This is a genomic window from Actinoallomurus vinaceus (assembly GCF_039542055.1).
Classification (GTDB): domain Bacteria; phylum Actinomycetota; class Actinomycetes; order Streptosporangiales; family Streptosporangiaceae; genus Actinoallomurus; species Actinoallomurus vinaceus.
Genome location: NZ_BAABHK010000003.1, coordinates 332,298 through 357,817 on the forward strand (window position 1 = coordinate 332,298; position 25,520 = coordinate 357,817).

General features: G+C 70.8%; 22 protein-coding genes. 11 read left to right on the forward strand and 11 right to left on the reverse strand.

What is annotated here, in order from left to right; genetic code table 11:
- Positions 1-38: 38 nt before the first annotated feature.
- The 9 genes from ABEA24_RS12575 to ABEA24_RS12615 form a co-directional block, all read right to left on the reverse strand.
- A complete protein-coding gene (locus ABEA24_RS12575) occupies positions 39-2,633 on the reverse strand; it encodes an alpha-L-rhamnosidase-related protein (protein ID WP_345430927.1) in 2,595 nt (864 codons plus the stop codon).
- A gap of 94 nt (positions 2,634-2,727) precedes the next feature.
- A complete protein-coding gene (locus ABEA24_RS12580; protein WP_345430928.1) occupies positions 2,728-4,779 on the reverse strand; it encodes a bifunctional aldolase/short-chain dehydrogenase in 2,052 nt (683 codons plus the stop codon).
- Positions 4,780-4,828: 49 nt separating this feature from the next.
- Positions 4,829-6,250, reverse strand: a complete 1,422-nt coding sequence (locus ABEA24_RS12585; RefSeq protein WP_345430929.1) for a BNR repeat-containing protein — start codon at positions 6,248-6,250, stop codon at positions 4,829-4,831.
- 5 nt (positions 6,251-6,255) lie between these two features.
- A complete protein-coding gene (gene rhaI / locus ABEA24_RS12590; RefSeq protein WP_345430930.1) occupies positions 6,256-7,419 on the reverse strand; it encodes an L-rhamnose isomerase in 1,164 nt (387 codons plus the stop codon).
- A 19-nt stretch (positions 7,420-7,438) separates the two neighbouring features.
- Positions 7,439-7,759, reverse strand: a complete 321-nt coding sequence (locus ABEA24_RS12595; protein ID WP_345430931.1) for an L-rhamnose mutarotase — start codon at positions 7,757-7,759, stop codon at positions 7,439-7,441.
- Between the two features lie 56 nt (positions 7,760-7,815).
- Positions 7,816-8,889: a rhamnose ABC transporter substrate-binding protein gene (gene rhaS, locus ABEA24_RS12600; protein ID WP_345430932.1), complete on the reverse strand. Its 1,074-nt coding sequence runs from the start codon at positions 8,887-8,889 to the stop codon at positions 7,816-7,818.
- A 27-nt stretch (positions 8,890-8,916) separates the two neighbouring features.
- Positions 8,917-9,960 carry an ABC transporter permease gene (locus ABEA24_RS12605; RefSeq protein ID WP_345430933.1) on the reverse strand — a complete coding sequence of 348 codons (1,044 nt, stop codon included), beginning with the start codon at positions 9,958-9,960 and terminating at the stop codon, positions 8,917-8,919.
- A complete protein-coding gene (locus ABEA24_RS12610; protein WP_345430934.1) occupies positions 9,950-10,969 on the reverse strand; it encodes an ABC transporter permease in 1,020 nt (339 codons plus the stop codon). Before ABEA24_RS12610 ends, ABEA24_RS12605 begins: the two co-directional genes overlap by 11 nt.
- A complete protein-coding gene (locus tag ABEA24_RS12615; RefSeq protein ID WP_345430935.1) occupies positions 10,970-12,481 on the reverse strand; it encodes a sugar ABC transporter ATP-binding protein in 1,512 nt (503 codons plus the stop codon).
- A gap of 298 nt (positions 12,482-12,779) precedes the next feature.
- On the opposite strand from ABEA24_RS12615, the gene ABEA24_RS12620 reads away from it, so the two are divergent.
- The 6 genes from ABEA24_RS12620 (at position 12,780) to ABEA24_RS12645 (ending at position 19,124) form a co-directional block, all read left to right on the forward strand.
- Positions 12,780-13,814: a LacI family DNA-binding transcriptional regulator gene (locus ABEA24_RS12620; protein WP_345430936.1), complete on the forward strand. Its 1,035-nt coding sequence runs from the start codon at positions 12,780-12,782 to the stop codon at positions 13,812-13,814.
- A gap of 1 nt (position 13,815) precedes the next feature.
- Positions 13,816-14,544: a (Fe-S)-binding protein gene (locus ABEA24_RS12625; protein ID WP_345430937.1), complete on the forward strand. Its 729-nt coding sequence runs from the start codon at positions 13,816-13,818 to the stop codon at positions 14,542-14,544.
- A 71-nt stretch (positions 14,545-14,615) separates the two neighbouring features.
- Positions 14,616-15,992 (forward strand): lactate utilization protein B, encoded by a 1,377-nt coding sequence (locus tag ABEA24_RS12630; protein ID WP_345431431.1) that lies wholly within the window; start codon positions 14,616-14,618, stop codon positions 15,990-15,992.
- Positions 15,974-16,708 carry a LutC/YkgG family protein gene (locus ABEA24_RS12635; protein WP_345430938.1) on the forward strand — a complete coding sequence of 245 codons (735 nt, stop codon included), beginning with the start codon at positions 15,974-15,976 and terminating at the stop codon, positions 16,706-16,708. Before ABEA24_RS12630 ends, ABEA24_RS12635 begins: the two co-directional genes overlap by 19 nt.
- Positions 16,709-16,720: 12 nt before the next feature.
- Entirely contained in the window at positions 16,721-18,148 is a 1,428-nt protein-coding gene (locus tag ABEA24_RS12640) for a rhamnulokinase (RefSeq protein WP_345430939.1), read from the forward strand.
- 211 nt (positions 18,149-18,359) lie between these two features.
- Positions 18,360-19,124 carry a S1 family peptidase gene (locus ABEA24_RS12645; RefSeq protein ID WP_345430940.1) on the forward strand — a complete coding sequence of 255 codons (765 nt, stop codon included), beginning with the start codon at positions 18,360-18,362 and terminating at the stop codon, positions 19,122-19,124.
- 84 nt (positions 19,125-19,208) lie between these two features.
- On the opposite strand, the gene ABEA24_RS12650 is transcribed toward ABEA24_RS12645, so the two are convergent.
- A complete protein-coding gene (locus tag ABEA24_RS12650; RefSeq protein ID WP_345430941.1) occupies positions 19,209-20,078 on the reverse strand; it encodes an NAD(P)H-binding protein in 870 nt (289 codons plus the stop codon).
- 79 nt (positions 20,079-20,157) lie between these two features.
- Here ABEA24_RS12650 and ABEA24_RS12655 point away from each other — a divergent pair, with 79 nt between their 5' ends.
- The 5 genes from ABEA24_RS12655 to ABEA24_RS12675 all read left to right on the forward strand — a co-directional run bounded on the left by ABEA24_RS12655 (position 20,158) and on the right by ABEA24_RS12675 (position 23,462).
- Positions 20,158-20,550, forward strand: coding sequence for a winged helix-turn-helix transcriptional regulator (locus tag ABEA24_RS12655; protein ID WP_345430942.1), 393 nt, complete (start codon positions 20,158-20,160; stop codon positions 20,548-20,550).
- A 263-nt stretch (positions 20,551-20,813) separates the two neighbouring features.
- Positions 20,814-21,362 carry a dihydrofolate reductase family protein gene (locus ABEA24_RS12660; RefSeq protein ID WP_345430943.1) on the forward strand — a complete coding sequence of 183 codons (549 nt, stop codon included), beginning with the start codon at positions 20,814-20,816 and terminating at the stop codon, positions 21,360-21,362.
- A 44-nt stretch (positions 21,363-21,406) separates the two neighbouring features.
- Complete coding sequence (locus ABEA24_RS12665; RefSeq protein WP_345430944.1) at positions 21,407-21,751, forward strand: DUF1801 domain-containing protein; 345 nt, start codon at positions 21,407-21,409, stop codon at positions 21,749-21,751.
- Between the two features lie 32 nt (positions 21,752-21,783).
- Positions 21,784-22,200: a YciI family protein gene (locus ABEA24_RS12670; protein ID WP_345430945.1), complete on the forward strand. Its 417-nt coding sequence runs from the start codon at positions 21,784-21,786 to the stop codon at positions 22,198-22,200.
- 2 nt (positions 22,201-22,202) lie between these two features.
- The gene (locus tag ABEA24_RS12675) at positions 22,203-23,462 is read left to right on the forward strand and encodes an RNA polymerase sigma factor (RefSeq protein WP_345430946.1); all 1,260 of its coding nucleotides are present in this window, start codon (positions 22,203-22,205) and stop codon (positions 23,460-23,462) included.
- A 176-nt stretch (positions 23,463-23,638) separates the two neighbouring features.
- Here the strand turns inward: ABEA24_RS12675 and ABEA24_RS12680 are convergent, their stop codons facing one another.
- Positions 23,639-24,931: a cytochrome P450 gene (locus ABEA24_RS12680; RefSeq protein WP_345430948.1), complete on the reverse strand. Its 1,293-nt coding sequence runs from the start codon at positions 24,929-24,931 to the stop codon at positions 23,639-23,641.
- Positions 24,932-25,520: the final 589 nt, after the last annotated feature.

The following is a 25,520-nucleotide window of genomic DNA, read 5'->3' on the forward strand; positions in this document are numbered from 1 at the left end:
CCGCCCGCCGTGGTCTGCTCAGCCGCGGGCCTCCCCCGTCACCGGGCCGTCACCTGGACCGTGTGCGAGCCGGCGCGGACACCGTGCAGCGTGATGTGGCCGCCGTCGCTCGTCGCCTGGTAGGCGAGCGCGGCGCCGCCGTCCCAGGCGACCTTGCCGTCGACGCGCACGGTGACCCGCTTGCCGCCGGTCGGCACCGCGATGTCGCCGGACGTGCCGGCCGGGGCGGTGACGGCCAGGGTCAGGACGGCGCCGTGTCCCTGGGTCCAGGTCACCCGCAGCGCGCCGTGCGGGGTGGGCAGCTCGCCGCGGGCCCAGGTCACCGAGCCCGGGTTCGGCCGTACGGCCCAGGTGCTGAAGCCGGGACCGGTCGGCACGGCGCCGAGCAGGTCGTTGCTGAGCGCCGGCACGACGCCCGTCGACCAGCCGTGCGCCATCGAGGTGTAGGCGCCCTCGTACAGGGAGCCGTTCTCGCCGATGCCCTCCCAGTCGGTGATGCCGGGGTCGTGGTTCGTCATCCAGCCGTAGAGCCGCTTGATCTCCTCGATGGCGGAGTCGGCCTGGCCGGAGAGGAAGCGCGCCTGGATCTCCGGGTAGGAGGTGAAGGCGTAGACCCGTTTGCTGCCGTCCGAGACGAGCGTGTCGTTGTCCATGAAGGCGTTGCCGTACGGCTGGGCCGTCGCCTTGGCGAGGTGGGCGAGCGCCGAGCCGGCCTGGTCCGGGGAGGCGACTCCGGCGACGATCGCGATGCCGTTGCCGTCCTGCCCGTGGCGGACCTCGCCGGTGCCGGAGTCCAGGTAGGCGCCGGTCTTGGCGTCCCACAGGTAGGTGTTGATCGCCTTCGCGACGGTCTGCGCGCGCTGCTGCCAGCGGTCCGCGTCGGCGCCGTGGCCGAGGGCGCGGGCCAGGCCGGCCGCGTCGTTCAGCGCCTGGACGTAGAGGGCGTTGTAGTAGGTGACCTCGCCGGTGCGGGGCAGGAACGCGTAGTCGCCGTAGCCGCCGGTGCCGTTCAGGCCCTTCGACAGCAGCCCGTGGGAGTCGGTGACCGACGGGTACCAGGAATCGAGGGTCTTGATCAGGTTCGGGTAGTACTTCGCCGCGTACGCGGTGTCGCCCGTGTAGAGCACGTAGTCCGAGCTGGAGGTCACCCACCACAGCGGGTAGTCGAACAGCGGGAGCGTGTAGTTGCCGATCGACGCGGGCGGGATCCAGCCGTCGGCGCGCTGGTGGTCGGCCAGGTCGGCGAGGACGTTGCGGGCGGCCTCGGGCACCGCGTGGGTGAGGTAGTCGGTGCGGCCAGACACGGCGACGTCGCCGACGTACGGGTCACGGTCGCGCTTGGCGCCGTCGTGCAGGACCAGCTTGCCGTCCAGGCTCGGGCTGTCGGCGTTCCGCGGCTCGACGTCGGTCGGCCGGAACGTGTCGGTGACCAGCTCGTTCGTGTAGGACGCGTTGTACCAGTACTGGTTGAGGGCCCGGTCCGAGGACTCGAACCAGCCCTTGTAGGTGCCCGCCGCTCCCGGGAGCGCGGTCGACTCCAGGGCGACGTCCTCGATCTTCACCGTGCCGTACGGCCGCGCGGCGGGGGCGTCGCTGTCGAGGGCGTCCAGGCTGATCTTCAGGTACCGGAAGCCGTGCAGGCCGTCCGCGCAGACCTTCGTACCGCTCTGGCAGCCCTTCGTGTCGGTCCAGGTGGTGGACGTCTCCGGCGGGGCGTACTGGTCGGTGCCCGGGCCGCCGGAGAAGTCGGAGCGGGTGAAGTCGGAGCGGTCGGTGAGGTACTGCAGGGTCTCGGAGAACGCCAGCCGCACGCCGGGATGGTCGGCCGAGGCACCACCGAATCGGATCTTCGGGTAGCCGACGACGACCTTGCCGAAGTCCAGGGTGACGCTCGACTGCGCCGGATCGGTGACGACGCCGGGATAGATCTCGTTGATCCGGGTGAAGTCCCCCCGGGAGCTGGGCTGGTCCTTGGTGACCGTGATGCGCACCTGGCCGGTCGTGACCTCCTGCGGGAACGTCACGGCGCGCTGCACGTCGGTGTTGCCGGTCACCGTCGCCTGGGTGACCCAGTCCGAGCCGTTCCACGTGGCGACGGTGAAGTCCATCGGGACACCGTCGCTGTTGGACAGCACGGTGATCCCCGGCAGCTTCACCGGGGTGGGACTGGTGATCTGCAGCCAGGCCGGATACGTGTCGGGGTTCTCGTCGTTCCAGAACGTCTTGGGATCCCCGTCGACGGCGTTGCCCGGCCCGTACGAGGTGGGCGTGCCGTCGTTGCCGCCGTTCGGCGCGTGGAAGGAGGAGGCCGTGGCCGCGGTGCCGGACGGCCAGGCCGGCTTGGGCTTCGGCGCCTCGCGGTGCAGGGTGGTCGTCCCCGCGCCGACCAGGCCCTTGGGGTCGGTCACGTCGCCGGCGGTGGAGGCGACCCGGACCGGCGACACCTCGCGGTGGGAGGTCCCCTGGACGTAGTGGCGCCAGTTCGGCGCGGGCAGGTGGGCGAGCGCGTTCGCGGCCCGCGTGTCCGCGCCGGCCCGCGCGGGCGAGGTGGCCACGAGCGTGGTCGTCGCGCCGAGCGCGAGGCAGGCGAGGACGTGGAAGGGTCTTCGTCGAAGGTTCGAAGCCAGTCGCATCCCTGGGCTCTCCCTCTCTGGGATCCGGCGGATTGAGCAACCCCGATGTGCGGCCGTGGGGGCGGCGCGTGGCGGCGCGCCGCCCCACGGTGGTTCAGCGGAGGAAGGCGGCTGCCACCCCCGCGTCCACCGGGACGTGCAGCCCGGTGGTGTGGGTCAGATCCCCGCCGGTGAGGGCGAAGACGGCGTTCGCGACGTGCTCGGGCAGCACCTCGCGCTTGAGCAGGGTCCGCTGGGCGTAGTACTCGCCGAGCTTGTCCTCCGGCACGCCGTACACGGCGGCGCGCTTGGCGCCCCACCCGCCGGCGAAGATGCCGGAGCCGCGGACGACGCCGTCGGGGTTGACGCCGTTGACGCGGATGCCGTGCTCGCCGAGCTCGGCGGCCAGCAGGCGCACCTGGTGCGCCTGGTCGGCCTTTGCCGCGCTGTAGGCGATGTTGTTCGGGCCGGCGAAGATGGAGTTCTTCGAGGCGATGTAGACGATGTCGCCGCCGAGGGCCTGCTCGACCATGACGCGGGCCGCCTCGCGGGAGACGAGGAACGAGCCGCGGGCCATGACGTCGTGCTGCAGGTCCCAGTCGGCGACGGTGGTGTCCAGCAGCGGCTTGGACAGCGACAGGCCGGCGTTGTTGACGACCAGGTCGACGCCGCCGAAGGCCAGCACCGCCTCGCGCAGCGCAGCCGCGATCTGCTCCTCGTCGGTGACGTCCACGGCCACCGCGGCCGCGACGTCGGAAGCCCGCAGCGCGGAGGCGCCGATCTCGGCCGCGATCTTCTCCGCCGCGCCGGCGTCCCGGTCGGCGACGACCACGCAGGCGCCCTCGGCGGCCAGCCGGCGTGCCGTGGCCGCGCCGATGCCGGAGCCGCCGCCGGTCACGAACGCGACGCGGGTGGCGAGGGGCTTGGGCTTCGGCATGCGCCGCAGCTTGGCCTCCTCCAGCTCCCAGTACTCGATGCGGAACTTCTCCGACTCCGCGATCGGCGCATAGGAGGACAGGGCCTCGGCGCCGCGCATCACGTTGATGGCGTTGACGTAGAACTCGCCGGCGACCCGGGCGGTCTGCTTGTCCTTGCCGAAGCTGAACATCCCGACACCGGGCACGAGCACGATTGCGGGGTCCGCGCCGCGCATCGCCGGGGAGTCCTCGGTGGCGTACCGCTCGTAGTAGGCGCGGTACTCCTCCCGGTAGGCCTCGTGCAGCTCGCGCAGCCGGGCCTTGACGTCCTCCAGGGGCGCGGTCGGCGGCAGGTCGAGCACGAGCGGGCTGACCTTGGTGCGCAGGAAGTGGTCCGGGCAGGAGGTGCCAAGCGCCGCGAGCCGCGGGTGCTCGGCCCGCGCCACGAAGTCCAGGACCTCCGGGGAGTCGGTGTAGTGGCCGACCTGCGGCCGGTCGGTCGAGGCGAGCCCGCGGATCAGCGGGAACAGCGCGGCGGCCCGCTCGCGCCGCTCGGCCTCCGGCAGCGTCTCGTGGATCACCGCGCCGAACGGGTCGGGCCGGCCGTGCTCGGCGATGTACGCCTCGGCGGTGCGGATGATCTCCAGCGCGTTGGCCTGGCACTCCTCGCTCGTGTCGCCCCACGCGGTGATGCCGTGGCCGCCGAGGATGACGCCGATGGCCTGCGGGTTGGCCTTCTTGATCGCCGCGATGTCGAGGCCGAGCTGGAAGCCGGGACGCCGCCAGGGCACCCACACGACCCGGTCGCCGAAGATCCGGCGGGTGAGCTCCTCGCCGTCGGCGGCGGTCGCGATCGCGATGCCGGAGTCCGGGTGCAGGTGGTCGACGTGGACCGCGTCCACCAGGCCGTGCATGGCCGTGTCGATCGACGGCGCCGCGCCGCCCTTGCCGAAGGCGCAGTGGTCGAACGCCGCGACCATCTCGTCCTCGCGCTCGACGCCCGGGTAGACGTTCACCAGCGCGCGCAGCCGGTCCAGGCGGAGCACCGCCAGGCCCGACTCCTTGAGCGTGCCGAGGTCGCCGCCCGAGCCCTTCACCCACATCAGCTCGACGTCGCCGCCGGTCACCGGGTCCTGCGTGACGCCCTTGGCGGAGGCGTTGCCGCCGGCGTAGTTCGTGTTGCGCGGGTCGGAGCCGAGCGCGTGCGAACGCTCGAGCAGCTGGTCCACCTCGGGCGGGTTGCCCGTCATCAGGTCACTCCTTGAATCTTCGTGGGGTCGCTCGGGAAACGGCCGGTGGTCACCGGCGTGCGCCGATCCGGAAGTCGATGACCCGGACGGCCGAGGGGGTCGTCCCGGTCGATTTCTGCTGGTACATGAAGGACAGGAGGCCCTGGGAGCGGAGCCGGGAGGCGTCGACGTCGACCTCGCCGAACGCGTTCAGCGTCTTGGCGTCGTACAGGACCTTCCAGTCCGTCCAGCCGCTCGCCCTGCTCGCGGCGACGACCCGGCCGAACGGCATGATCACGTAGGCGTTGTCGTCCCGGTCGAAGACGATCTTCGACCGGCCGGTGGCGTTCAGCGGTACCGGGATCTGCGTCTTGTGCCAGGTCCCGGAGGAGTCCCGCCACAGGTGGTAGTCCCGCCCGTAGGCCGTACGGTCGGCGACGTAGTTCGTCACGCAGGACTTGGCCTCCGCCGGCACGTAGCTCTCGATCACGTGCGGGTCGCCGGCGGAGTCGACGGCCTGGCCCTCCTGGTTGATGAGTCCGCGGTCGACGCCGATCGGGTCGACCGTGAGCCCCGGCGCGTCGATCGACACCGGCGCGGTGCCCGTGGCGCCGACGGCCTGACCGGCGCTGTTGCGCCAGGTACGGCCCCGGTCGTCGCTGTAGACGTAGCCGATGTCGTGGTTGTCCAGCCCGCCGGGGGCGCACAGGACGCCCTGGTTGCCCTCCCGCCAGGTGAACGCGACGGACAGGCGGCCGTCCGGGCCGTAGTCCAGGCCGTGGACGTACATGTTGCGGGTCGTGCTGGTCACGCCGTTCGCGGTGTAGTTCCCGGTCGCGCTCGACCATGTGCCGACCTGCCGCCACGTCCCGCCGTCGTACTCGGCGAGCCGGTTGACGCCGTTGCCGGAGCCCTGGCCGGTCCGGTACACGAACTGCAGCTTCTTCTCGGGCGTGACGATGAACTGCGGGTAGGTGATGTTGCCGAGGTCGAGGCCGTCGAGGGTCTGCTGCACCGGTCCGAAGTCGCTCGCGTCCCACGTGGCGGGGTGGTTCGCCAGCCCGGCCACGGACTTGACGTAGAAGACGGGCGTGTTGTGGGTGTCCATCGCGATGTGGATGCGGCCGTCGCGCGGCGAGATCCCCATCGAGATGACGTTGTGGGAGTCGTCGGTCGTCAGCTGGTGCGGCAGCGTGATGGTCTGCCACGCGCCCTCCGGCGCGCGCCGCCGGGCGATCTTGACGTAGCGGTCCGCGTGGTACCAGGCGACGTACTGGTAGCCGCCGTAGGTGAGGATGCCGCTCATCTGGAACGGGTTCTGGTTCACCAGCCCGTCGTAGGAGACGAAGTAGATGCCCGACGGGTCCAGCAGCGTGTCGCGCACCACCCGCGCCGAGGGCCCCGGCCGGGTGGCCGACACCGCCGGCGCGGCGTCGACCAGGCCGCCGGCCAGCGCCGCGCAGGCGGCCACCGCCAGTGCTCTGCGGAGCATCGACGTCACGCTCCCCAGCCGGCCGCCTGGCCGTCCTTGCGTCCGTCGCGGATCTTCTCGAAGTAACCGGACCGGGCGTACGCCGCCATCGGGTCCGGGGCCAGGCCCATCTCCGCGCGCAGTTCGGCGAGCAGTGGCCGGACGTCGGTGTTGTAGGCGTCCATGAACACGGCGTTCGCGCCGAGCACGTCGCCCGCCTTCTGGGCCGCCCGCAGCGCCTCGACGTCGACCAGGAGCGCCTTGGCGGTGGCCTCCTGCACGTTCATCACCGAGCGGATCTGGCCGGGGATCTTCGGCTCGATGTTGTGGCACTGGTCGAGCATGAACGCGATCTCGTCGGTGTACCCGCCGCCCTGGATCACCTCGTGCATGATCCGGAACAGCTGGAACGGGTCGGCGGCGCCGACCATCAGGTCGTCGTCGGCGTAGAAGCGGGAGTTGAAGTCGAAGCCGCCGAGCTTCCCCTCGCGCAGCAGGAACGCCACGATGAACTCGATGTTCGTGCCCGGCGCGTGGTGCCCGGTGTCGACCACCACCTGCGCCTTCGGGCCGAGCTTGAGGCAGTGCGCGTACGACGTGCCCCAGTCCGGCAGGTCGGTGGTGTAGAACGCCGGCTCGAACAGCTTGTACTCCAGCAGGAACCGCTGGTCGTCGCCGAGCCGCTCGTAGACGGCGGCCAAGGCCTCGGCGAGGCGGTCCTGCCGGGCGCGAATGTCGTCCTGGCCCGGGTAGTTCGTGCCGTCGGAGAACCACAGCTTCAGGTCGCGCGAGCCCGTCACGTCCATGATGTCGACGCACTCGAGCAGGTGGTTCAGCGCCTTCTTGCGCACCGCCGGGTCGGGGTTGGTGACGCTGCCCAGCATGTAGTCGTCGTCCTGGAAGACGTTCGTATTGATCGTGCCGACCTGGACGCCCCGCTCGCGGGCGTGCTCCGCCAGCGCGGCGTAGTCGTCCACCTTGTCCCAGGGGATGTGCAGCGCGACGCTCGGCGCGATGCCGGTGTACCGGTGCACCTGCGCCGCGTCGTCGATCTTCTCCTGCGGCGTGCGCGGCACGCCCTGCTGGGCGAAGACCTTGAACCGGGTGCCGGAGTTGCCGTACGCCCACGACGGCGTCTCGATGCGCTGCGTCCGCAGTGCCGCCTTGGCCTGGGCTGTGTCCGTTGTCATCGTTCGTGATCCCCGATCGTCAGTCGAGATGGAAGACTTCGTCGAGCCGCAGCAGGCCCTCGTCCGGGCGCTGTCCTTCGAGGTCCTCGAAGAACGGCGCCATCTCCGCCTGCCAGCGGGCGTTCACCTCGGTGCGCTCCATGGCCGCGCGCGCCGCGTCGAAGTCGTCGGTCTCCAGGTAGCCGACGAGCAGCCCGTCGTCGCGCAGGAAGAGGCTGTAGTTGCGCCAGCCGGCCGCGCGCAGGGCGGTGAGCATGTCCGGCCACACCGCCTGATGCCGTTCGCGGTACTCATCCAGCCGGTCCTGCCTGACCTTCAGCAGGAAACAGACGCGCTGCACGAGGGCTCCTCCCGCGACGTGGCGGGGCCGCGCCCGGCGGCCCCGCCACCGGTCGCCTAGAAGTTGTACTGGTCGATGTTGCTGCTGTCGAAGACCGTCGGCGGGCCGAGGATGACCTCGCCGTCCTTGCCGATGGTGCGCTCGCCGAGCTTGCCGGCCTTGAACTTCTCGCCCTCCGCGCCGGTGATCTGGCCGGAGGCGAGGGCGGCGGCGGCGTACGACGCGAGGTAGCCGAGGTTCTTCGGGTCCCACAGCTCGAACTTCTTGACCGTGCCGTCCTTGACGAACTTGCGCATCTGGTTCGGCGTGCCGAGACCGGAGACGGCGACCTTGCCCTTGTACTTCGAGCCGGAGATGTAGCGGGCCGCGGCGGCGATGCCGACCGTGGTCGGGGCGATGATGCCCTTCAGGTCCGGGTACGCCTGCAGCAGACCCTGCGTCTGCTGGAAGGACTTCTGGTCGTCGTCGTCACCGTAGGCGACCTTGACCAGCTGGATGCCGGAGTACTCCGGCTTCTTCAGCTCGTCCTTCATGAAGCCGATCCAGGTGTTCTGGTTCGTGGCGTTCGCGGTCGCCGACAGGATCGCGATCTTGCCCTTGCCGCCGACCAGCTCGGACATGAGCTTGATCTCGCTGCGGCCGATCTCCTCGGAGCTGGCCTGGTTGATGAAGACGTCGCGACAGTCCTTGGACGCGTCGGAGTCGTACGACACGACCTTGATCTTGCGGGTCATCGCCTGCTTGAGCGGGCCACAGACGGCGTTCGGGTCGTTGGCCGCGATGAGGATCGCGTCCATCCGCTGCTGGATCAGCGTGTTGATGTAGGAGATCTGCGAGGAGGCGGACGCGTCGGACGGGCCGACCTCCTTCGCGTCGCCCCCGTACTCCTTGGCCCCGGCGATGCCCGCGTTGTCGACGATCGTCTCGTACGGGTTGTTGACCTGCTTGGGGAGGAAGGCGACCTTAAGGCCCTTCTTGAGGGGCGCGTTCGGGTCCGCCTTGCCGCCGGTGCTCGCCGCGGCACCCTTGTCGTCGCCGGACGAGGAGTTCTTCGTCGTTCCGCCGCAGGCGGCGGCACCGACGGCGAGGGCGGTGGCGATGGCCACGGCCGCCAGGGGGCGCTTGATCATGGGGGTTCCTTTTCTTCGGGCGCTGATTCAGGAGGAGGCGGCGGAGGTGCTGCGGTGATGTCGTCGGGCCTCGCGTACCGATGCCGCGATCCGCGGCGTGAGGACGGAGACGATGAGGAGGAGACCCGTGACGATCGACTGGATCTCGGTCGCGACGTCACGGAGCATGAGGAGGTTGCGGAGCAGGCCGATGAGCAGCACGCCGGCGACGACGCCGCCGAGCGTGCCCTTGCCGCCGTCGAAGTCGACGCCGCCGAGCAGCACCGAGGCGATGACGGCCAGTTCCAGGCCGAGGCCGTTGTCGGCGCGGGCGCTGCCGTACCGCAGCGTGTAGACGGCGCCGGCGAACGCCGACACGATCCCGGAGACCACGAACAGCAGCAGCTTGATGCGCTTGACCCGGATCCCGGCGAAGAACGCCGCCTCCTCCTGCGCGCCGATCGCGAACAGCGCGCGGCCGAGGCCGGTGGCGTGCAGCACGATCGCGGTCACGACGGCGAGCAGGATGAACAGCGCGAAGGGGTACGGGATCGGCGTTCCGGGCACGGTCTTGGTGGCCAGGTCGGCGTAGTTCTGCGGGAACTGCGCGACCGCCTTGGTGCCGAGCACGACGTACGCGAGACCCCGGTAGAGGGTCAGTGTGCCGATCGTGACGGCCAGCGACGGGAGTCCCAGCCGGGTGACGAGCACGCCGTTGACCAGGCCGGCCACCGCACCGACGACCAGGAGCAGCGGGATGATCATCTCGATCGCCCACCCGGCGTCCCACAGCGCGCCGAACAGCGCGCTGCACAGGCCCAGCACCGAGGCCACGGACAGGTCGACCTCGGCGGCCACGACCAGCAGTGTCATCGGCAGCGCGATGAGCGCGATCTCGCTGAGGTCGTCCAGGGCGAAGGACAGGTTGTCGCTCGTGGCGAAGTCCGAGGTGCCGAGCGCGCCGCCGGCGAACACGACGATCAGCAGGGCCGTGACGATGACGTCCCAGCGGATGAACCGGGTCAGCGGGCGGGGGGCCTCGGCGCGCGCCGGCACGGGGCGGGCCTCGGCGGCGGGGGCTTCAGGCGCCATGGCGGGCGTTCCTCCTTCGCAGGGCGCGGGTGACGCGCAGGCCGAGCAGGCGGTCGACGCTGATCGCGAGGAGCAGCAGCAGACCGGCGATGGCGTCCTGCCAGAAGGAGTTCACCTTCAGCACCACCAGGACGCTGCCGATCGTGGTCAGCAGGAGCGCGCCGAGCGCGGCGCCGTACACGCTGCCGAGTCCGCCGACGATGGCCACGCCGCCGACGACGACGGCGGCGACCACCCGCAGCTCCCAGCCGTGCGCGGCGTCCGCGACGACCGTGCCGAACCGGGCTAGCCACAGCACCCCGGCGAGTCCGGCGAGGACGCCGCTCACGAGGTAGGCCGTGAGGATCCGCTTGCGGATCGCGATGCCGGCGAGCCGCGCGGCGTCCGGGTTGGAGCCGATCGCGTAGAACTCGCGGCCCGACGGGTAGGCCCGCAGGTAGTGCCCGACCGCGAGCATCACGACCACGGTGATGAGCGGCAGGTACGGGATGCCGAGCACGCTGCCGTTGCCGAGGTCGAGCAGCGACGAGGGCACGTCGGCGGCGTTGATCTGCTGCCCGTGCGCCCAGTAGTAGTCCAGGCCCTGGATGACGTACAGCGTGCCGAGCGTCACCACGAGCGCCGGGACCTTGAAGAAGCTGACGAGCACGCCGTTGACCAGTCCGCAGACCGCGCCGATGGCCATCCCGAGGAGGAGGACCAGCAGCACGTTGCGGTCGTGCCCGGCGACGAACTTCCCGGACGCGAACGCCACCAGGCCGACCACCGACCCGACGGACAGGTCGATGTTGCGGGTGACGACCACCATCGTCTGCCCGACGGCCAGCAGGGCGAGGATCGAGGCGTTGAGGAAGATGTCCTTGATGCCCTGCGACGACAGGAACGAGGAGTTCACCGCCGTCGTCACGGCGACGAGGACGATCAGGGCGGCGAGGATGCTCAGCTCCCGCGCCCGCAGGACGGTGTCGACGAGCCGGCGCCCGCCGGCGTCTGCCGTTACGGCAGCCATTTACGCGGCCTCCTGTCGGGTACGGCCGGTGGCGGCGGCCATGACGGTCTCCTCGGTGGCCTCTTCCCGGGAGATCTCGGCGGCGAGCCGGCCCTCGTGCATCACCAGCACGCGGTCGGCCATGCCGAGCACCTCCGGCAGGTCGGAGGAGATCATCAGAACGGCGAGGCCCTGCCCGGCCAGCTCCGACAGCAGGCGGTGCACCTCGGCCTTGGTGCCGACGTCGATGCCGCGCGTGGGCTCGTCGACGATCAGCACGGACGGCTCGGTCGACAGCCACTTGGCGAGGACGACCTTCTGCTGGTTGCCGCCGGACAGCACGCCGACGGCGTCGCTGAGCCGCGCGTACTTCAGCTGCAGCCGGATCGCCCAGTCGGCGGCCCGGTCGCGTTCGACCTTCCGGGAGATGATCGGGCCGCGGCGCAGGGAGCGCAGCTGGGTCAGGCCGATGTTCCGCTCGATCGAGCCCTCCATGACCAGGCCCTGCTGGCGCCGATCCTCGGGGACCAGGGCGATCCCGGCGGACATCGCGGCGGTGGGACTGCCGGCCCGCAGCCGAGTCGTCCCGACCTGAACGTTGCCCGCGTCGTAGCGGTCGACCCCGAAGATCGCGCGGGCGACCTCGCTGCGCCCGGCGCCGACGAGGCCGGCCAGTGCGACGATCTCCCCGGCGCGTACCTCGAAGGACACGTCGGTGAAGACGCCCTCGCGGGTCAGCCGGGACACCGTCAGCACGGTCTCGCCGGGTGTCGTCTCCTGCTTGGGATAGAGCGCGTCCAGCTCGCGGCCGACCATCCGCTGCACGAGGTCGTCGGGGGTGAGCTCGTCGAGCGTCTCAGTGGAGATGTAGCGGCCGTCGCGCAGCGTCGTCACCCGCTGGCAGAGGTCGAAGATCTCCTCCAGCCGGTGGGAGATGAACAGCAGCGCGCAGCCCTGCTCCTGGAGGGTGCGGGCGACGGCGAACAGCCGCGCGACCTCGTTGCCGGACAGCGCCGCGGTCGGCTCGTCCATGATCAGTACGCGGGCGTCGCGGGAGATCGCCTTGGCGATCTCCACGATCTGCTGGTCGGCGATGGACAGGCCGCGCGCGGGCCGGTCCGGGTCGAGCGCGACGCCCAGCCGCTCGAACAGCTTCGCGGTCTCGGCCCGGAGGGCGCGGCGGTCGATGCGGCCGAAGCGGGCGCGCGGCTGGCGGCCCATGAAGATGTTCTCCGCGACCGACAGGTCGGGGAAGAGCGTGGGCTCCTGGTAGATCACGGCGACGCCCGCGTGCTGCGCGTCGCCGGGACCGTGGAACTCGTTCGGGCGGCCGTCCAGCAGCACCTGCCCCTCGTCGGGCCGGTGCACCCCCGCCAGGATCTTGACGAGGGTGGACTTGCCCGCCCCGTTCTCGCCGGCGAGCGCGTGGATCTCTCCGCCCCACAGCTCCAGGGAGACGTCCTGCAGAGCCCGCACCGCGCCGAACGCCTTGCTGACGCTCGCCAGGGCGAGGATCGGAGGCGACTCAGTCACGCGGCCTCCTTCGTCGGAGGAGTGACCAGGCGCACTGTGCTTTCGATTCGCTCGCTCCGCTCGCTCATGGTCCCTCCGGAAGTGAACGGAATAAAAACGTTTTAACGCGATTGACCCGGGACGCTAAGTCTGTGAGCGCGGTCACGTCAAGGGTGAGTTTCGAGCGGGCCCTCGTTCGCGGCCAGCTACCTGCACGATGACCTGCGGATATATAGCCGAGATAACGACCAGGTCACCGCCGGGTCTCGTCGAACGACCTCCGCGGGGCCTGTTGACACGTTTTAATTCAGTCGTCACAGTGAACGCCATCACATTCGGAGAAGAGGTACCGGCGTTGGGGACCGTGGGGATCAGGGAGGTCGCGCAGCGCGCGGGCGTGTCGCCGGGCACGGTGTCGAACGTGCTCAACCGGCCCGAACGCGTCGCCGCGGCGACGCGCGCCCGCGTCGAGCAGGCCATCCGCGAGCTGGGCTTCGTCCGCAACGGCTCGGCCGCGACCCTGCGGGCCGGGCAGAGCCGGGCGATCGGCCTGGTCGTGCTCGACGTCGGCAACCCCTTCTTCGTCGCGGTCGCGCGCGGCGTCGAGGACGTCGTCAGCGACCGGGACCACGCGGTCATCCTGTGCAACTCCGGCGAGTCACCCGAGCGGGAGGCCCGTAACCTGCGGGTCCTGGCCGAGCAGCGGGTCCGCGGCGTCCTGATCACGCCGACCGACGAGGACCTCTCCCGCCTGGACCTGCTGCGTCAGCGCGGAGTCGCGGTCGTCCTGGTCGACCACCCGGCGACCGGGGACGTGTGCTCGGTGTCCGTCGACGACGTCGCCGGCGGGGACCTGGCCGTCGCCCACCTCCTCGCCCGGGGCGCGGAGCGGCTCGCGTACGTCACCGGCCCCCTGGCGATCCGGCAGTGCACGGACCGGCGCAAGGGCGCCCGGCGCGCGCTGCGCGCGGCGGGGCTGCCCGCCCGCGCTCTTGAGGACGTGGTCGTGCCGGAGATGAACGCGAGCGGCGGCGCGCTCGCCGCCGAGAAGCTCCTGTCCGGCGAGCTCCCGGACGCGATCTTCTGCGCGAACGACCTGCTCGCGCTGGGCGTGCTGCGCGCGCTGTCCCAGGCGGGGGTGCGGGTGCCGGACGACGTCTCCCTCATCGGCTACGACGACATCGAGTTCTCCTCGGCGGCGGCGGTGCCGCTCAGCTCGATCCGCCAGCCGACCTACCAGCTCGGCAAGATCGCCACCGAGCTGCTGCTGGACGAGTGCGACTCCCCGACGGGCCACGCGCACCAGCAGATCATGTTCCAGCCCGAACTCGTCGTCCGCGAATCGAGCCGCTGACATGCGCGTCGCCCTGTTCGTCACCTGCTTCAACGACACGCTGTACCCCGGCACCGGCAAGGCGGTCGTGACGCTGCTCGAGCGGCTGGGGCACGAGGTGGTCTTCCCCGCCGAGCAGACCTGCTGCGGCCAGATGCACTACAACACCGGGTACGACCGGGAGTGCGGGCCACTGGTCAGAGATTTCGTTAAAACGTTCCAACCGTACGACGTGGTCGTCGTTCCGTCGGCGTCCTGCGCGGGGATGATCCGCGAGAACCACGCGCGGGTGGCCCGCACCGTCGGCGACGACGCGCTGGCCGAGGAGGCTCTTCGGACCGCGCCGCGCGTCCACGAGCTGTCCGAGCTGCTCGTCGACGTGCTCGGCGTCGAGGACGTCGGCGCGTACTTCCCGCACCGCGTCACCTACCACCCGACCTGCCACTCCCTGCGCGCCCTCGGCCTCGGGGACCGGCCGCTGCGGCTGCTGCGCGCGGTGCGCGGCATCGACCTCGTCGAGCTGCCCGACGCGGCCGAGTGCTGCGGCTTCGGCGGCACCTTCGCGCTGAAGAACCCCGACGTGTCGGCGGCGATGGGCGCGGACAAGGTCGCCCGGATCCGGCAGACCGGCGCCGAGGTGGTGTGCGCGGCGGACAACTCCTGCCTCGCCCACATCGGCGGCCTGCTGTCCCGGCTCCGGACCGGCGTACGGACCCTGCACCTGGCCGAGATCCTGGCGGCCACCGAATGAACGACCGGATCGGCGAACGAGGACCGACCATGCCCACGCACGACGGGGCCCGGATGCCGACGTACGTCGGGATGCCCGCCTTCCCGGACGCGGCGCGAGAGGCCGTACGCGACACGCAGCTGCGCCGGAACCTCGCGCACGCCACCACCACGATCCGCGCCAAGCGGGCCGCCGCCGTGGCCGAACTGCCGGACTGGGCAGAACTACGGGAGGCGGGCAAACGCATCAAGGACCACACGATCGAGCACCTCGGCCACTACCTGCGGCTCCTGGAGGAGCAGGTGACGGCCCGGGGCGGCACGGTGCACTGGGCTCGGGACGCCGCCGAGGCGAACCGGATCATCACCGACCTGATCAAGGCCACCGGCGAGACCGACGTCGTCAAGGTCAAGTCGATGGCCACCCAGGAGATCGGCCTGAACGAGGCGCTCGCCGCCGAGGGCATCCGCGCGCACGAGACGGACCTGGCCGAGCTGATCGTCCAGCTCGGGAACGACCGCCCGTCCCACATCCTCGTCCCGGCGATCCACCGCAACCGCGCGGAGATCCGCGAGATCTTCCGCCGGGAGATGCCCGGCGTACCCGGTGACCTCACCGACGAGCCCGCCCGGCTCGCCGGAGCCGCCCGCGCCCACCTGCGGGAGCGGTTCCTGGCGGCGAAGGTGGCCGTGTCGGGGGCGAACTTCGCGGTCGCCGAGACCGGCTCGCTCGTCGTGGTCGAGTCCGAGGGCAACGGGCGGATGTGCCTGACGCTCCCCGAGACGCTGATCTCGGTGATGGGCATCGAGAAGGTGGTGCCCGCCTGGCGGGACCTGGAGGTGTTCCTCCAGCTGCTGCCGCGTTCGTCGACCGCCGAGCGGATGAACCCCTACACCTCGATCTGGTCCGGCGCGACCGAGGGCCAGACGTTCCACCTGGTGCTGGTCGACAACGGCCGGACGGCCACGCGCGACGACGAGGTCGGCCGGCAGGCGCTCCGGTGCATCCGCTGCTCGGCCTGCCTCAACGTGTGTCCCGTCTACCAGCGGGCGGGCGGGCACGCGTACGGGTCGCCGTACCCCGGGCCGATCGGCGCGATCCTGTCGCCGCAGCTGCGCGGCGGCGGCTCGCCGGTGGACGACTCGCTGCCGTACGCCTCGACACTGTGCGGCGCCTGCTACGAGGTCTGCCCGGTCGCGATCGACATCCCCGAGGTGCTCGTCCACCTGCGGTCGCGCGCCGTGCACGGCCGTGCCGAGCGGGCGGCCATGCGGTTCGCCGCCTGGACGCTGCGCTCCCCCGCCCGGCTCGCCTTCGGGCAGCGTCTGGCGGGCACGGCCGGGCGGGCCCTCGGCCGCAAGGGCGGCATCCGGCGGCTGCCGGGTCCGCTCGCGCGCTGGACCGACACCCGTGACGCGCCCGTCCCCGCGAAAGAGACCTTCCGCGACTGGTGGGAGAGACGATCGTGAACGCCCGCGAGGAGATCCTGGGCCGGCTCGGCGACGCACCGATGGACGCCGCGGCGTACGACGCGATCCCCCGGCCGTACCTCCGCCGCCACCACGACGGCGACGTCGTCGGCCTGTTCGCCGAGCGCGCCGCCGACTACCGCGCTGAGGTCCGCCGGATCGGCCGCGCCGACCTGCCGGGCGTGCTCGGCGCGCTGCGCGGCCGCTACCTCGCGCCGAACGGCCTGCCCGAGGCATGGACGGCAGGACTCGACTCCGTACGGGACGACGCGCAGGCCGCGACCGGCGGCCTCGACGTCGTACGGGACGACCCGTCGGCCCCGACCGACGGCCTCGACGCCGAACGAGGCGGCCCCCGGGCCTCGACGGGCGGGCTGGACGTCGTGCGGGACGACCCGCCGGTGTCGGTCGCCGAGCTGGACGCCCTGGACGGTGTGATCACCGGCTGCGCGGTCGCGATCGCCGAGACCGGCACGGTCGTGCTCGACCACGGCGCCGGCCAGGGCCGCCGCGCGGTCACGCTCGTCCCCGACCACCACGTCGTCGTGGTCGAGGCGGCGCGGATCGCGGCGGACGTGCCCGAGGCCCTCGAACGCCTCTCCCCCGACCGGCCGCTGACGTTCGTGTCCGGCCCCTCGGCCACCAGCGACATCGAGCTGTCCCGCGTCGAAGGTGTCCACGGGCCGCGCCGGCTCACCATCGTGATCATCGACTGAGGAGGAGCAGCCATGCCCCCGCGTTCGTTCGCCGCCGTGGACCTGGGCGCCTCCAGCGGGCGCGTCATGATCGCCCGCGTCGGGGACGACGAGCTGACGCTGCGTCAGGCGCACCGATTCGCGAACCGCCCGGTCCGCACGGCGGGCACCCTCTACTGGGACGTCCTCGGGCTGTACGGGGAGGTCCTCGAGGGGCTGCGGGGCGCCGACGGCGTCACCTCGGTCGGCGTGGACTCCTGGGCCGTCGACTACGGCCTGCTCGACCCGGCCGGCGCGCTCATCGGCAACCCCGTCCACTACCGGGACGGCCGCACCGACGGCGTCATGGACAAGCTGATCGACGAGGTGGGCGCGCAGACGCTGTACGACATCGGCGGGCTGCAGTTCCTCCCGTTCAACACGGTGTACCAGCTGCTGTCGGCGCCGGTCCCGGAGGCGGCGCGCACGCTGCTGATGATCCCCGACCTGCTGGCGTACTGGCTGACCGGCGAGGTCGGCGCGGAGCAGACCAACGCCTCGACGACCGGGCTGTACGACGTGCGGACGGGCGACTGGGCGTACGCCTTCATCGAGCGCCTCGGGCTGCCGACGGGGATCTTCCCGCCGCTGCGCCGGCCGGGCGACGTCATCGGCACGCTGCGGCCGGACGTCGCGGCCGAGACCGGGCTGCCGGAGTCCCTGCCGGTCACCGCGGTCGGCTCGCACGACACCGCCTCCGCCGTCCTGGCCGTGCCCGCCGAGCACGACCGGTTCGGCTACGTGTCCTGCGGCACCTGGTCGCTGGCGGGCGTCGAGCTCGACGCGCCGGTGCTGACCGAGGAGAGCCGGGCCGCCGGGTTCACCAACGAGGTCGGCGTCGGTGGCACCATCCGCTACCTGCGCAACGTCATGGGACTGTGGCTGCTGCAGGAGTCGCTGCGGACCTGGCGGGCCGAGGCGTCGCTGCCCGAGCTGCTGGCCGCGGCCACGGACGCCCCGCCGTTCGCCGCGCTGGTCGACCCGGGCGACCAGGCGTTCATCCCGCCGGGCGACATGCCCGCGCGGATCTCCGCGTACTGCGCGCGGACCGGCCAGCGGCCTCCGGAGGGACGGGCCGAGATCGTCCGCTGCATCCTGGAGAGCCTCGCCCTCGGGCACCGCGCCGCGATCCGGGACGCCGCGCGCCTGTCCGGGCGGTCCGTCGAGGTCGTGCACATCGTCGGAGGCGGCGCGCGCAACGCGCTGCTGTGCCAGTTGACCGCCGACGCCTGCGGCCTGCCGGTCGTCGCCGGACCGGTGGAGGCGACCGCGATCGGCAACGCGCTGGCGCAGGCCCGCGCGCACGGGCTGGCCGCCGACCCGCGCGAGCTCGTGCGCCGGACGCAGGAGCTGACGGTCTACCGGCCGCGCGGCGACGACGCCGCCTGGGACCGCGCCGCGCGACGGATCGGTCTCTCGTAAGTCCCCGGATTCGCGGGTTCGCGGCGCTGCCGCGGGCCCGGTTCTCGTCGCCGTTCCAGGCGGCTTAATTCGATCTCAAACGCGATCACGAGGACCCTTCCCGGCGAATTTCGATCACCTACCCCGATCACGTATCCGCAGGTAGAGGGCTAGGTAGATCTTTGCCTGATCCTTTTGGAGAAACGCCATATGTCCACTTACAGTCTCCTTCATGCGTTTCGCCGCCCCCATAGTTGCATTTGCGCTATTTCTGGTTAGTCTCGCTTCTCCCGCCTCCGCGATCACCAATGGATCTCCGGACGGAAACGACCACCCGTCGGTCGGCGCCCTCATCGCCGACAAGCCGTACCCCGACGGCACCTGGGCGTACTGCACCGGCACGCTCATCTCCCCGACGGTCCTCCTGACCGCCGCGCACTGCGGTCACCGGAACCAGCGGACCGCGCGCGTCACCTTCGCCAGCCACTACCAGCAGGGCGAGACCGTCTACAGCGGCCGCTACATCCCGGACGAGCGCTACAACCCCAAGGGCGATCTCCACGACATCGCCGTCGTGGTGTTCGGCTCGCCGATCGCCGGCATCAAGCCGGCCAAGCTGCCCTCGGCGGGCCTGCTGTCCCGGATGCGCGCCGACGGGTCGCTGCGGGACGCCAAGTTCACGCCGGTCGGGTACGGGTCGATCAACCAGACGAAGGCGTCGCGCAAGGCCAAGCTGGTCTACACCGACACGCGCAGCCGGACGTCGATCTCCTATGACGACCTCACCCGCGTGTGGCTCAAGCTCGACCTGAAGCCGGGCGACGGAGGCACCTGCTACGGCGACTCCGGCGGCCCCAACTTCCTCGGCAACTCCGACCTGCTGGTGGCCACGACGATCAGCGGGGACGACGACGCCTGCAAGGCGACCAACTACGACTACCGCCTGGACGCCGGCCCCGCCCGCGACTTCCTCGCCCGGTTCGTCACCCTCCCCTAGTACCGTCGTCCGACCCGACGGCCTCACGGCAAAGGGCGGTTCAGGCGCTACAGGCCGCTCGGCGGCCTGTAGCGCCCTTGATCGTCAGGCGGTCAGCAGCGTCGCACGTTCGGCCGCGAAGAACTCGGCGATCGACGTGGGCCGGTGACCGGTGAGCCGTTCGGCCGCGTGGGTCAGGACGTCGAACCAGCCCTCCCGGCGCGTGACACCGGCTTCGGTCCACGCCTCGGCGAGTGGTGCCGGCATCCCCAGTTCGGTGAGACGCATCGGCATCTCCTCGTCCGTCGCCGGCATGAGCCGCACGCGACGGCCGGACGCCTCGGTCAGCGCCTCCGCGATGTCCGTGTCCCTGACGGCCTCCGGCCCGGTGACCTCCAGGAACTGCCCCTCGCAGCCGCCGTCGGCCAGCGCCGCGGCGGCGACGGCGGCGCTGTCGTCCCGGGTGAGGTAACCGACCCGCCCGTCACCGGCGTTGCTGGGCAGCCGCCCACCGGCCACCGCCCGCTGCGCGACCCCGAGGTAGGTCAGCATCTCGGGCCACACATTGAAGCGCAGTGCGGTGAACGCCGGCCCGGACGAGGCCAGCAGACGTTCGGTGTCCCGATGATCCGGGACGACCCGCACCGGGTTCCCCGGTTCGCCCGCGCGTGCCACCGACGTGTAGACGACGTGGCCGACACCGGCCTTCGCCGCCGCGTCGATCGCGTTGGCGTGCTTCGGCACCCGGCCCGTGATGGCGTCAAGACTGATGATCAGCAGCCGTTCGACCCCGTCGAACGCCCGTACGAGCCCGTCGGGGTCGGAGAAATCGGCGACGCGGGTCTCCACCCCCACCGCGGGGACCCGGTCCGGCGTACGGGAGAGGGCGACCACCCGAGAGGCGTCGACGCGCTCCACGAGGTGCTTCAGAGTGCGGCCGCCCAGGTTTCCGGAGGCTCCGCAGACAGCGATCACGGCAATGGCTCCTTGGTTCCGATCACTTACGTACGCTGATCTTGTGTCGATCGGACCGGCCGCGAAAGAAGGCACTTTCATGTCCACTGGTGACGCCGCCGTCGCCCTGTCCACACCGGTGACGGTCGAAGAGCACGAGACCTGCCCGGCGACCGGGGTGCTACGCCGGGTCGGCGAGAAGTGGGGCGTTCTGGTGCTGTCGCTCCTGGACGCGCGGCCGTACGGCTTCAACGAGTTGGACCGGGCGATCCAGGGACTCAGCCGCCGCGTGCTCACCCGCACCCTGCGCACGCTCGAACGCGACGGCCTGATCAGCCGGACCGTCCACCCTGGCCGGCCGCCGAGAGTGGAGTACGCCCTCACCGACCTCGGACGATCCTTCCGCGAACCGTTGCTCATGCTGGGCCGGTGGGCCGTCGACCACGAGACCGAGATCCGGGCCGCTCGCGCCCGCTTCGATGGTGGGGTCTAGGGTCCGGTGAAGGTGCAGGGCAGGCGCTTGTAGCCGTTGATGAAGCCGGACAGCAGGCGGTCGGGTTCGCCGTCGGCGCGGATGTCCGGCAACGCCGTCCTCGCTGCTCCGGCACGGTGACCGGGCTCCGCGCGTTGTCACTGGCCGTCGGTAGCGTGACCGATCCGAAGTTTTCTCATGCCGGTGTCGAAAACGCGGCCCCCCGTTCGAAGACCGGGTGTCAGGGCTGCCGAGCCCGATCACTTCATCATGGGAGGACTGCCATGCGCAGGATCATCGCTTCGACCTACACGACGCTCGACGGCTACATCGACAACCCGCACGAGTGGTCGCTCCAGTACAACGACGAGGGAGCTCAGAAGTACGCTTTCGAGCTCACCCTCGGTGCCGACGCGCTGCTGCTCGGCCGTGTCACCTACGAAGGCATGGCTCAGGCGTGGCCGAACATGGGCGGCAATCCCTACGCCGACCACGTCAACTCGATCGCCAAGTACGTCGTGGCCTCCGAGCCGGTCGACATCGCCGCGTGGGGACCGTCAACCGTGGTCCCCGGGGGCAAGTTGGTCGAGACAGTAGGCCAGCTCAAGCAGCAGGACGGCGCCGATATTCTCATCTGGGGCAGCGGTCGCCTCACCGATGATCTCGCCGCGGCCGGCCTGCTCGACGAGTACCGCACCTGGCTCTACCCCGTGATCAAGGGCCACGGCCAGCCGCTCTTCCGGCCGGAGAGCACCGGTCCGGTCAAGCTGGTCGACACGGTCACCTTCGACTCGGGCGTCGTCGTGCTCACCTATCGCCCGGCCGCGGCATGACAGGCGCGACGAGACGAGCGTCGGATCGAACACTTGAGGACCGGATGAACGACGACGTAACGGCCTACATCGAGAAGACGAAGCCCTGGCAGGCTCAGGTGTGTACGAGGCTGCGGGAGATGATGCACCGGACCATTCCCGGGGTCGAGGAAGCGTTCCAGTATGGAAAGCCCCACTTCCTTCGCGATGGCCGTCACTCGGCGGTGATCCACGTCGCGCGGGACAAGGTCTCGTTCATGGTGTTCGACGCGGTCGGCGTCGAGGCCGTGCCGGGATTTCTTCGGCCGCTCGGCAACGGTGAGCGGAAGGCCGTCGACATCCGTGAAGGCGACGAGGTCGGCTACGACCTCCTCGCCGACATCCTGCGCCGTACCGGCGGCGCGCGCTGACCGACAAGGAAGGAAACCGCATCGTGCGCGTCATGGTGATGACGAAGGGGACCGGCGCTGATGAGGGCCAAGGCCAGCCGTCCCAGGAGATGTTCGAGAAGATGCAGGCCTACAACGAACAACTCGTCAAAGCCGGCATCCTGCTCGCCGGGGAAGGTCTGAAGCCCAGCGACGCCGGGGCCCAGGTGGTCTTTACGGCGGGAGAGACCTCGGTGGTCGACGGGCCGTTCACGGAGTCGAAGGAGATCATCGCCGGGTACTGGATCTGGGAGGTCAGCTCGCTCGCGGAGGCCGTGGAGTGGGCCAGGCGGTGCCCCTTCGACCCTCGATACGGCGCAACGCAGGTGCTTGAGATCCGGCCGTTCTTCGACATGGCGGACTTCGCGGAGGTCGTCGACTCCCAGACGCTTGCGAAGGGCCAGGAGCTCATCGAGCGGGGCGATGCCTGATCATGGATGTCCGCCAGTCGATCGGGGCGGTGTGGCGGATCGAGTCGCCACAGATCATCGCCACGCTCGCCCGGCAGATCGGAGATGTCGCGATAGCGGAGGACCTCGCCTCCGAGGCGTTCGTGGCCGCCCTCGAACAGTGGCCCCGCGACGGCATCCCGCTGCGGCCGGGAGCGTGGCTGATGTCCACCGCCCGGCACAAGGCGATCGACCGTGCCCGACGCGAGGAGGCCGGCCGGTGCAAGGCGGCGCTGCTCGCGGCCGACCTGGACGACCGGACACCGGACGCCGCCGAGCAAGCGCTCGACCCGATTCCCGACGACTTGCTCACGCTCATCTTCATCGCCTGCCACCCGGTACTCTCGCCCGAGTCGCGGGTGGCGCTCACTCTGCGCCTGGTCGCTGGTCTGACCACCGAGGAGATCGCCCACGCCTTCCTCGTCCCTTCCGCCACGCTCGGCCAACGCATCTCGCGGGCGAAGCGCACACTGTCCGAAGCGCGCGTTCCCTTCGAATCCCCGCAGGCCGGGGAACTGCCGGCGCGGGTCAGCGCGGTGCTCGAAGTCGTCTACCTCGTCTTCAACGAGGGCTACACGGCGACGTCCGGCGAGAGGTGGGTACGACGAGACCTGGCCTTGGAAGCGATGCGGCTCGGACGGGTACTCGCCGGGCTGCTGCCGCGTGAACCCGAGGTTTTCGGGCTGGTCGCGCTTATGGAACTGCAGGCCTCGCGGTTCCCCACCCGTACCGATGCGGACGGCGCACCGGTGCTGCTCGAACACCAGGACCGGACCCGCTGGGACCGTACGCTCATCACCCACGGTCTCGCCATGCTCGACCGGGCGACCGGTCTGCGCCGCCCACTCGGGCCCTACACACTCCAGGCCGCCATCGCCGCGTACCACGCCCGGGCAGCCACCTTCGTCGACACCGACTGGGCCGCCATCGTCGCGCTCTACGACGCCCTCGCCCAGCTGACCCCGTCTCCCGTGATCGAGCTCAACCGGGCGGTGGCGCTGCTCTACACCGATGGGCCAGAGGCCGCGCTGGCGGCGGCCGACTCCCTCCGAGAGGATCGAAGGCTCGCCCGGTACCACCTGCTCGGTGCGGTCCGGGGCGACATCCTTCTCCGCCTCGGCCGGAACACCGAGGCGGCCGAAGAACTGGAGCGCGCCGCCCAACTCGCGCCCACCTGGCGTGAGCGCAGGCTCCTGCTCGAACGAATGGCTCAAGCACTCGCCGATCGTCCCGCAGATCGCTGACTCCGCACACTCAGCTCAGTCCGCGGATATCACGAGAATGCGGAGCCTGCTCAAGAGCATGGGACCAGAATGAAGGAGCCGTTGCCATGCTCGCTGTCTGCGGGGCCTCCGGAAACCTGGGCGGCCGCGCTCTGAAGTACCTCGTGGAGCGTGTGCGCCCGTTTCGATGGCGGCGTCTAGGGTCCGGTGAAGGTGCAGGGCAGGCGCTTGTAGCCGTTGATGAAGCCGGACAGCAGGCGGTCGGGTTCGCCGTCGGCGCGGATGTCCGGCAGGCGGGTGAACAGCTCCCGGAGCATGACGGTGATCTCCCGGCGGGCCAGGTTCGCACCGAGGCAGAAGTGGGGACCCGGGCCGCCGAAGCCGACGTGCGGGTTGGAATCCCGGGTGATGTCGAAGACGTCCGGGTGGTCGAACACCGTCTCGTCGCGGTTGGCGGAGTTGTAGAACAGCAGCACCTTGTCGCCGGCCTTGTAGGTGTGGCCGTTCATCTCGTGGTCGCGGGTGAGGTTGCGCCGCATGAAGATCACCGGCGTGGAGTAGCGCACGATCTCCTCGACGGCGCCGCCAATCCGGCCCTCGAAGTCCTCCAGCAGCACGGCCCGCTGGTCGGGGAAGTCGGTGAACAGCTTCAGCGCGTGGCTGAGGGCCGTCCGCGTCGTCTCGTTGCCCGCGACGACGAGCAGCAGGAAGAAGGACCCGAGTTCGCGGGTCGTCAGGTGCTCGCCGTCGACGTTGGCGGTCACCAGGGCCGAGGTCAGGTCACCGGTCGGGTTCTTCATGCGCTCGCGCCCGAGGCGGGCGGCGAGCCGGTGCAGGTCGCGGGCCGCCCACATGATCTTGAGCAGCGCGCGGCCGGCGGCGACCCGGCTCATCTCTGCTCCCGGCGTGACGCCGGTGTACTCCGGGTCGGAGTTGCCGAGGATCACGTTGGTCCGCCGGACCACCCGGGCGTGGTAGTGCTCGGGGATGCCGAGCATGTCGCAGATGACCTCGACCGGCAGGCGGACGGCGACCTTGGAGACGAAGTCGCCCGGACCGGTCTCGACCAGCTCGTCGACGATCCGCGCGGCGCGTCGCCGGATGTCGTCCTCGGTCTTGGCGAGCATCTTCGGCGTGAAGGCGCGCGACACGATGCGGCGGATCTTGGCGTGCCGCGGGTCGTCCAAGTTGATCAGCGAGCCGAAGAACCGTTCCATGTACGCGGGGAAGTCCGGGATGCTGGTCGCGCTCGGCTCACTGCTGAAGACGTCCGGGTGGCGGCTCGCCTCGCTGACGTCCGCGTGCCGGACCAGCGCGTAGAAGCCCTTGCCCGGCCGTACGAACGGGACGGGGATCTCGCTGAAGAACGCCGGGTGCTCCCGCGCCCGCAAGGCCGCGAACGTGGCCTCCCGCTCCTCGACGGGCAACGCCCAGAACTCCAACGCGGACAGAGGGAGCTCCGATGGGGCCGGGCCGGACCGGATCGTCATCACGCCACCGCCTTCCGGATCGACCTCCATGCTCAGGTAAGTGAGCGGTTACGGTCAAGAGGCGAAGCGATCCCGGTCACGGCGCTTGGGAGCAGCCGAGGTGCCCGGCCGGGAGACCTGGCATGAAGCGCCCGCCGCTCTCGTAGACCGCGTCGATGTCGCCGCCGCACTCGTGCCGGCGGTCTGAACCGCGAGTGGCCATCAGGACGACCGTGTCGGCCTTGATCAGCTCGATCAGACGAGGCGAACGACCGGGGCCGAAGCAGAACCACCTCTGGTCCCCCGACCGCGGGTCGCGGACCACGGCTGTACGACGGCCGCCACGACCGCCGCTGCCCGGCCGAAGCCGGGCGACGGGACCGGCACCGCTTCGAGTGCTCGGGGGGTCGCTCGCCTGAGCACCTGGGCCCAGTCCTGGCCGCCCATCCCAACCGACACGACGTACTTCGGAACGGAAAGGCCGGAAGGCGCGGGCGCCGTGGTCTCGGAGGAGACTGTGGCCGCCATCGCCGCCACGACCACGCCCGAAACGAGCCACACGCGTGCCGTACGCCCGAATCGCCGTGCGGCCCCGCCCATCCGCCGTCCC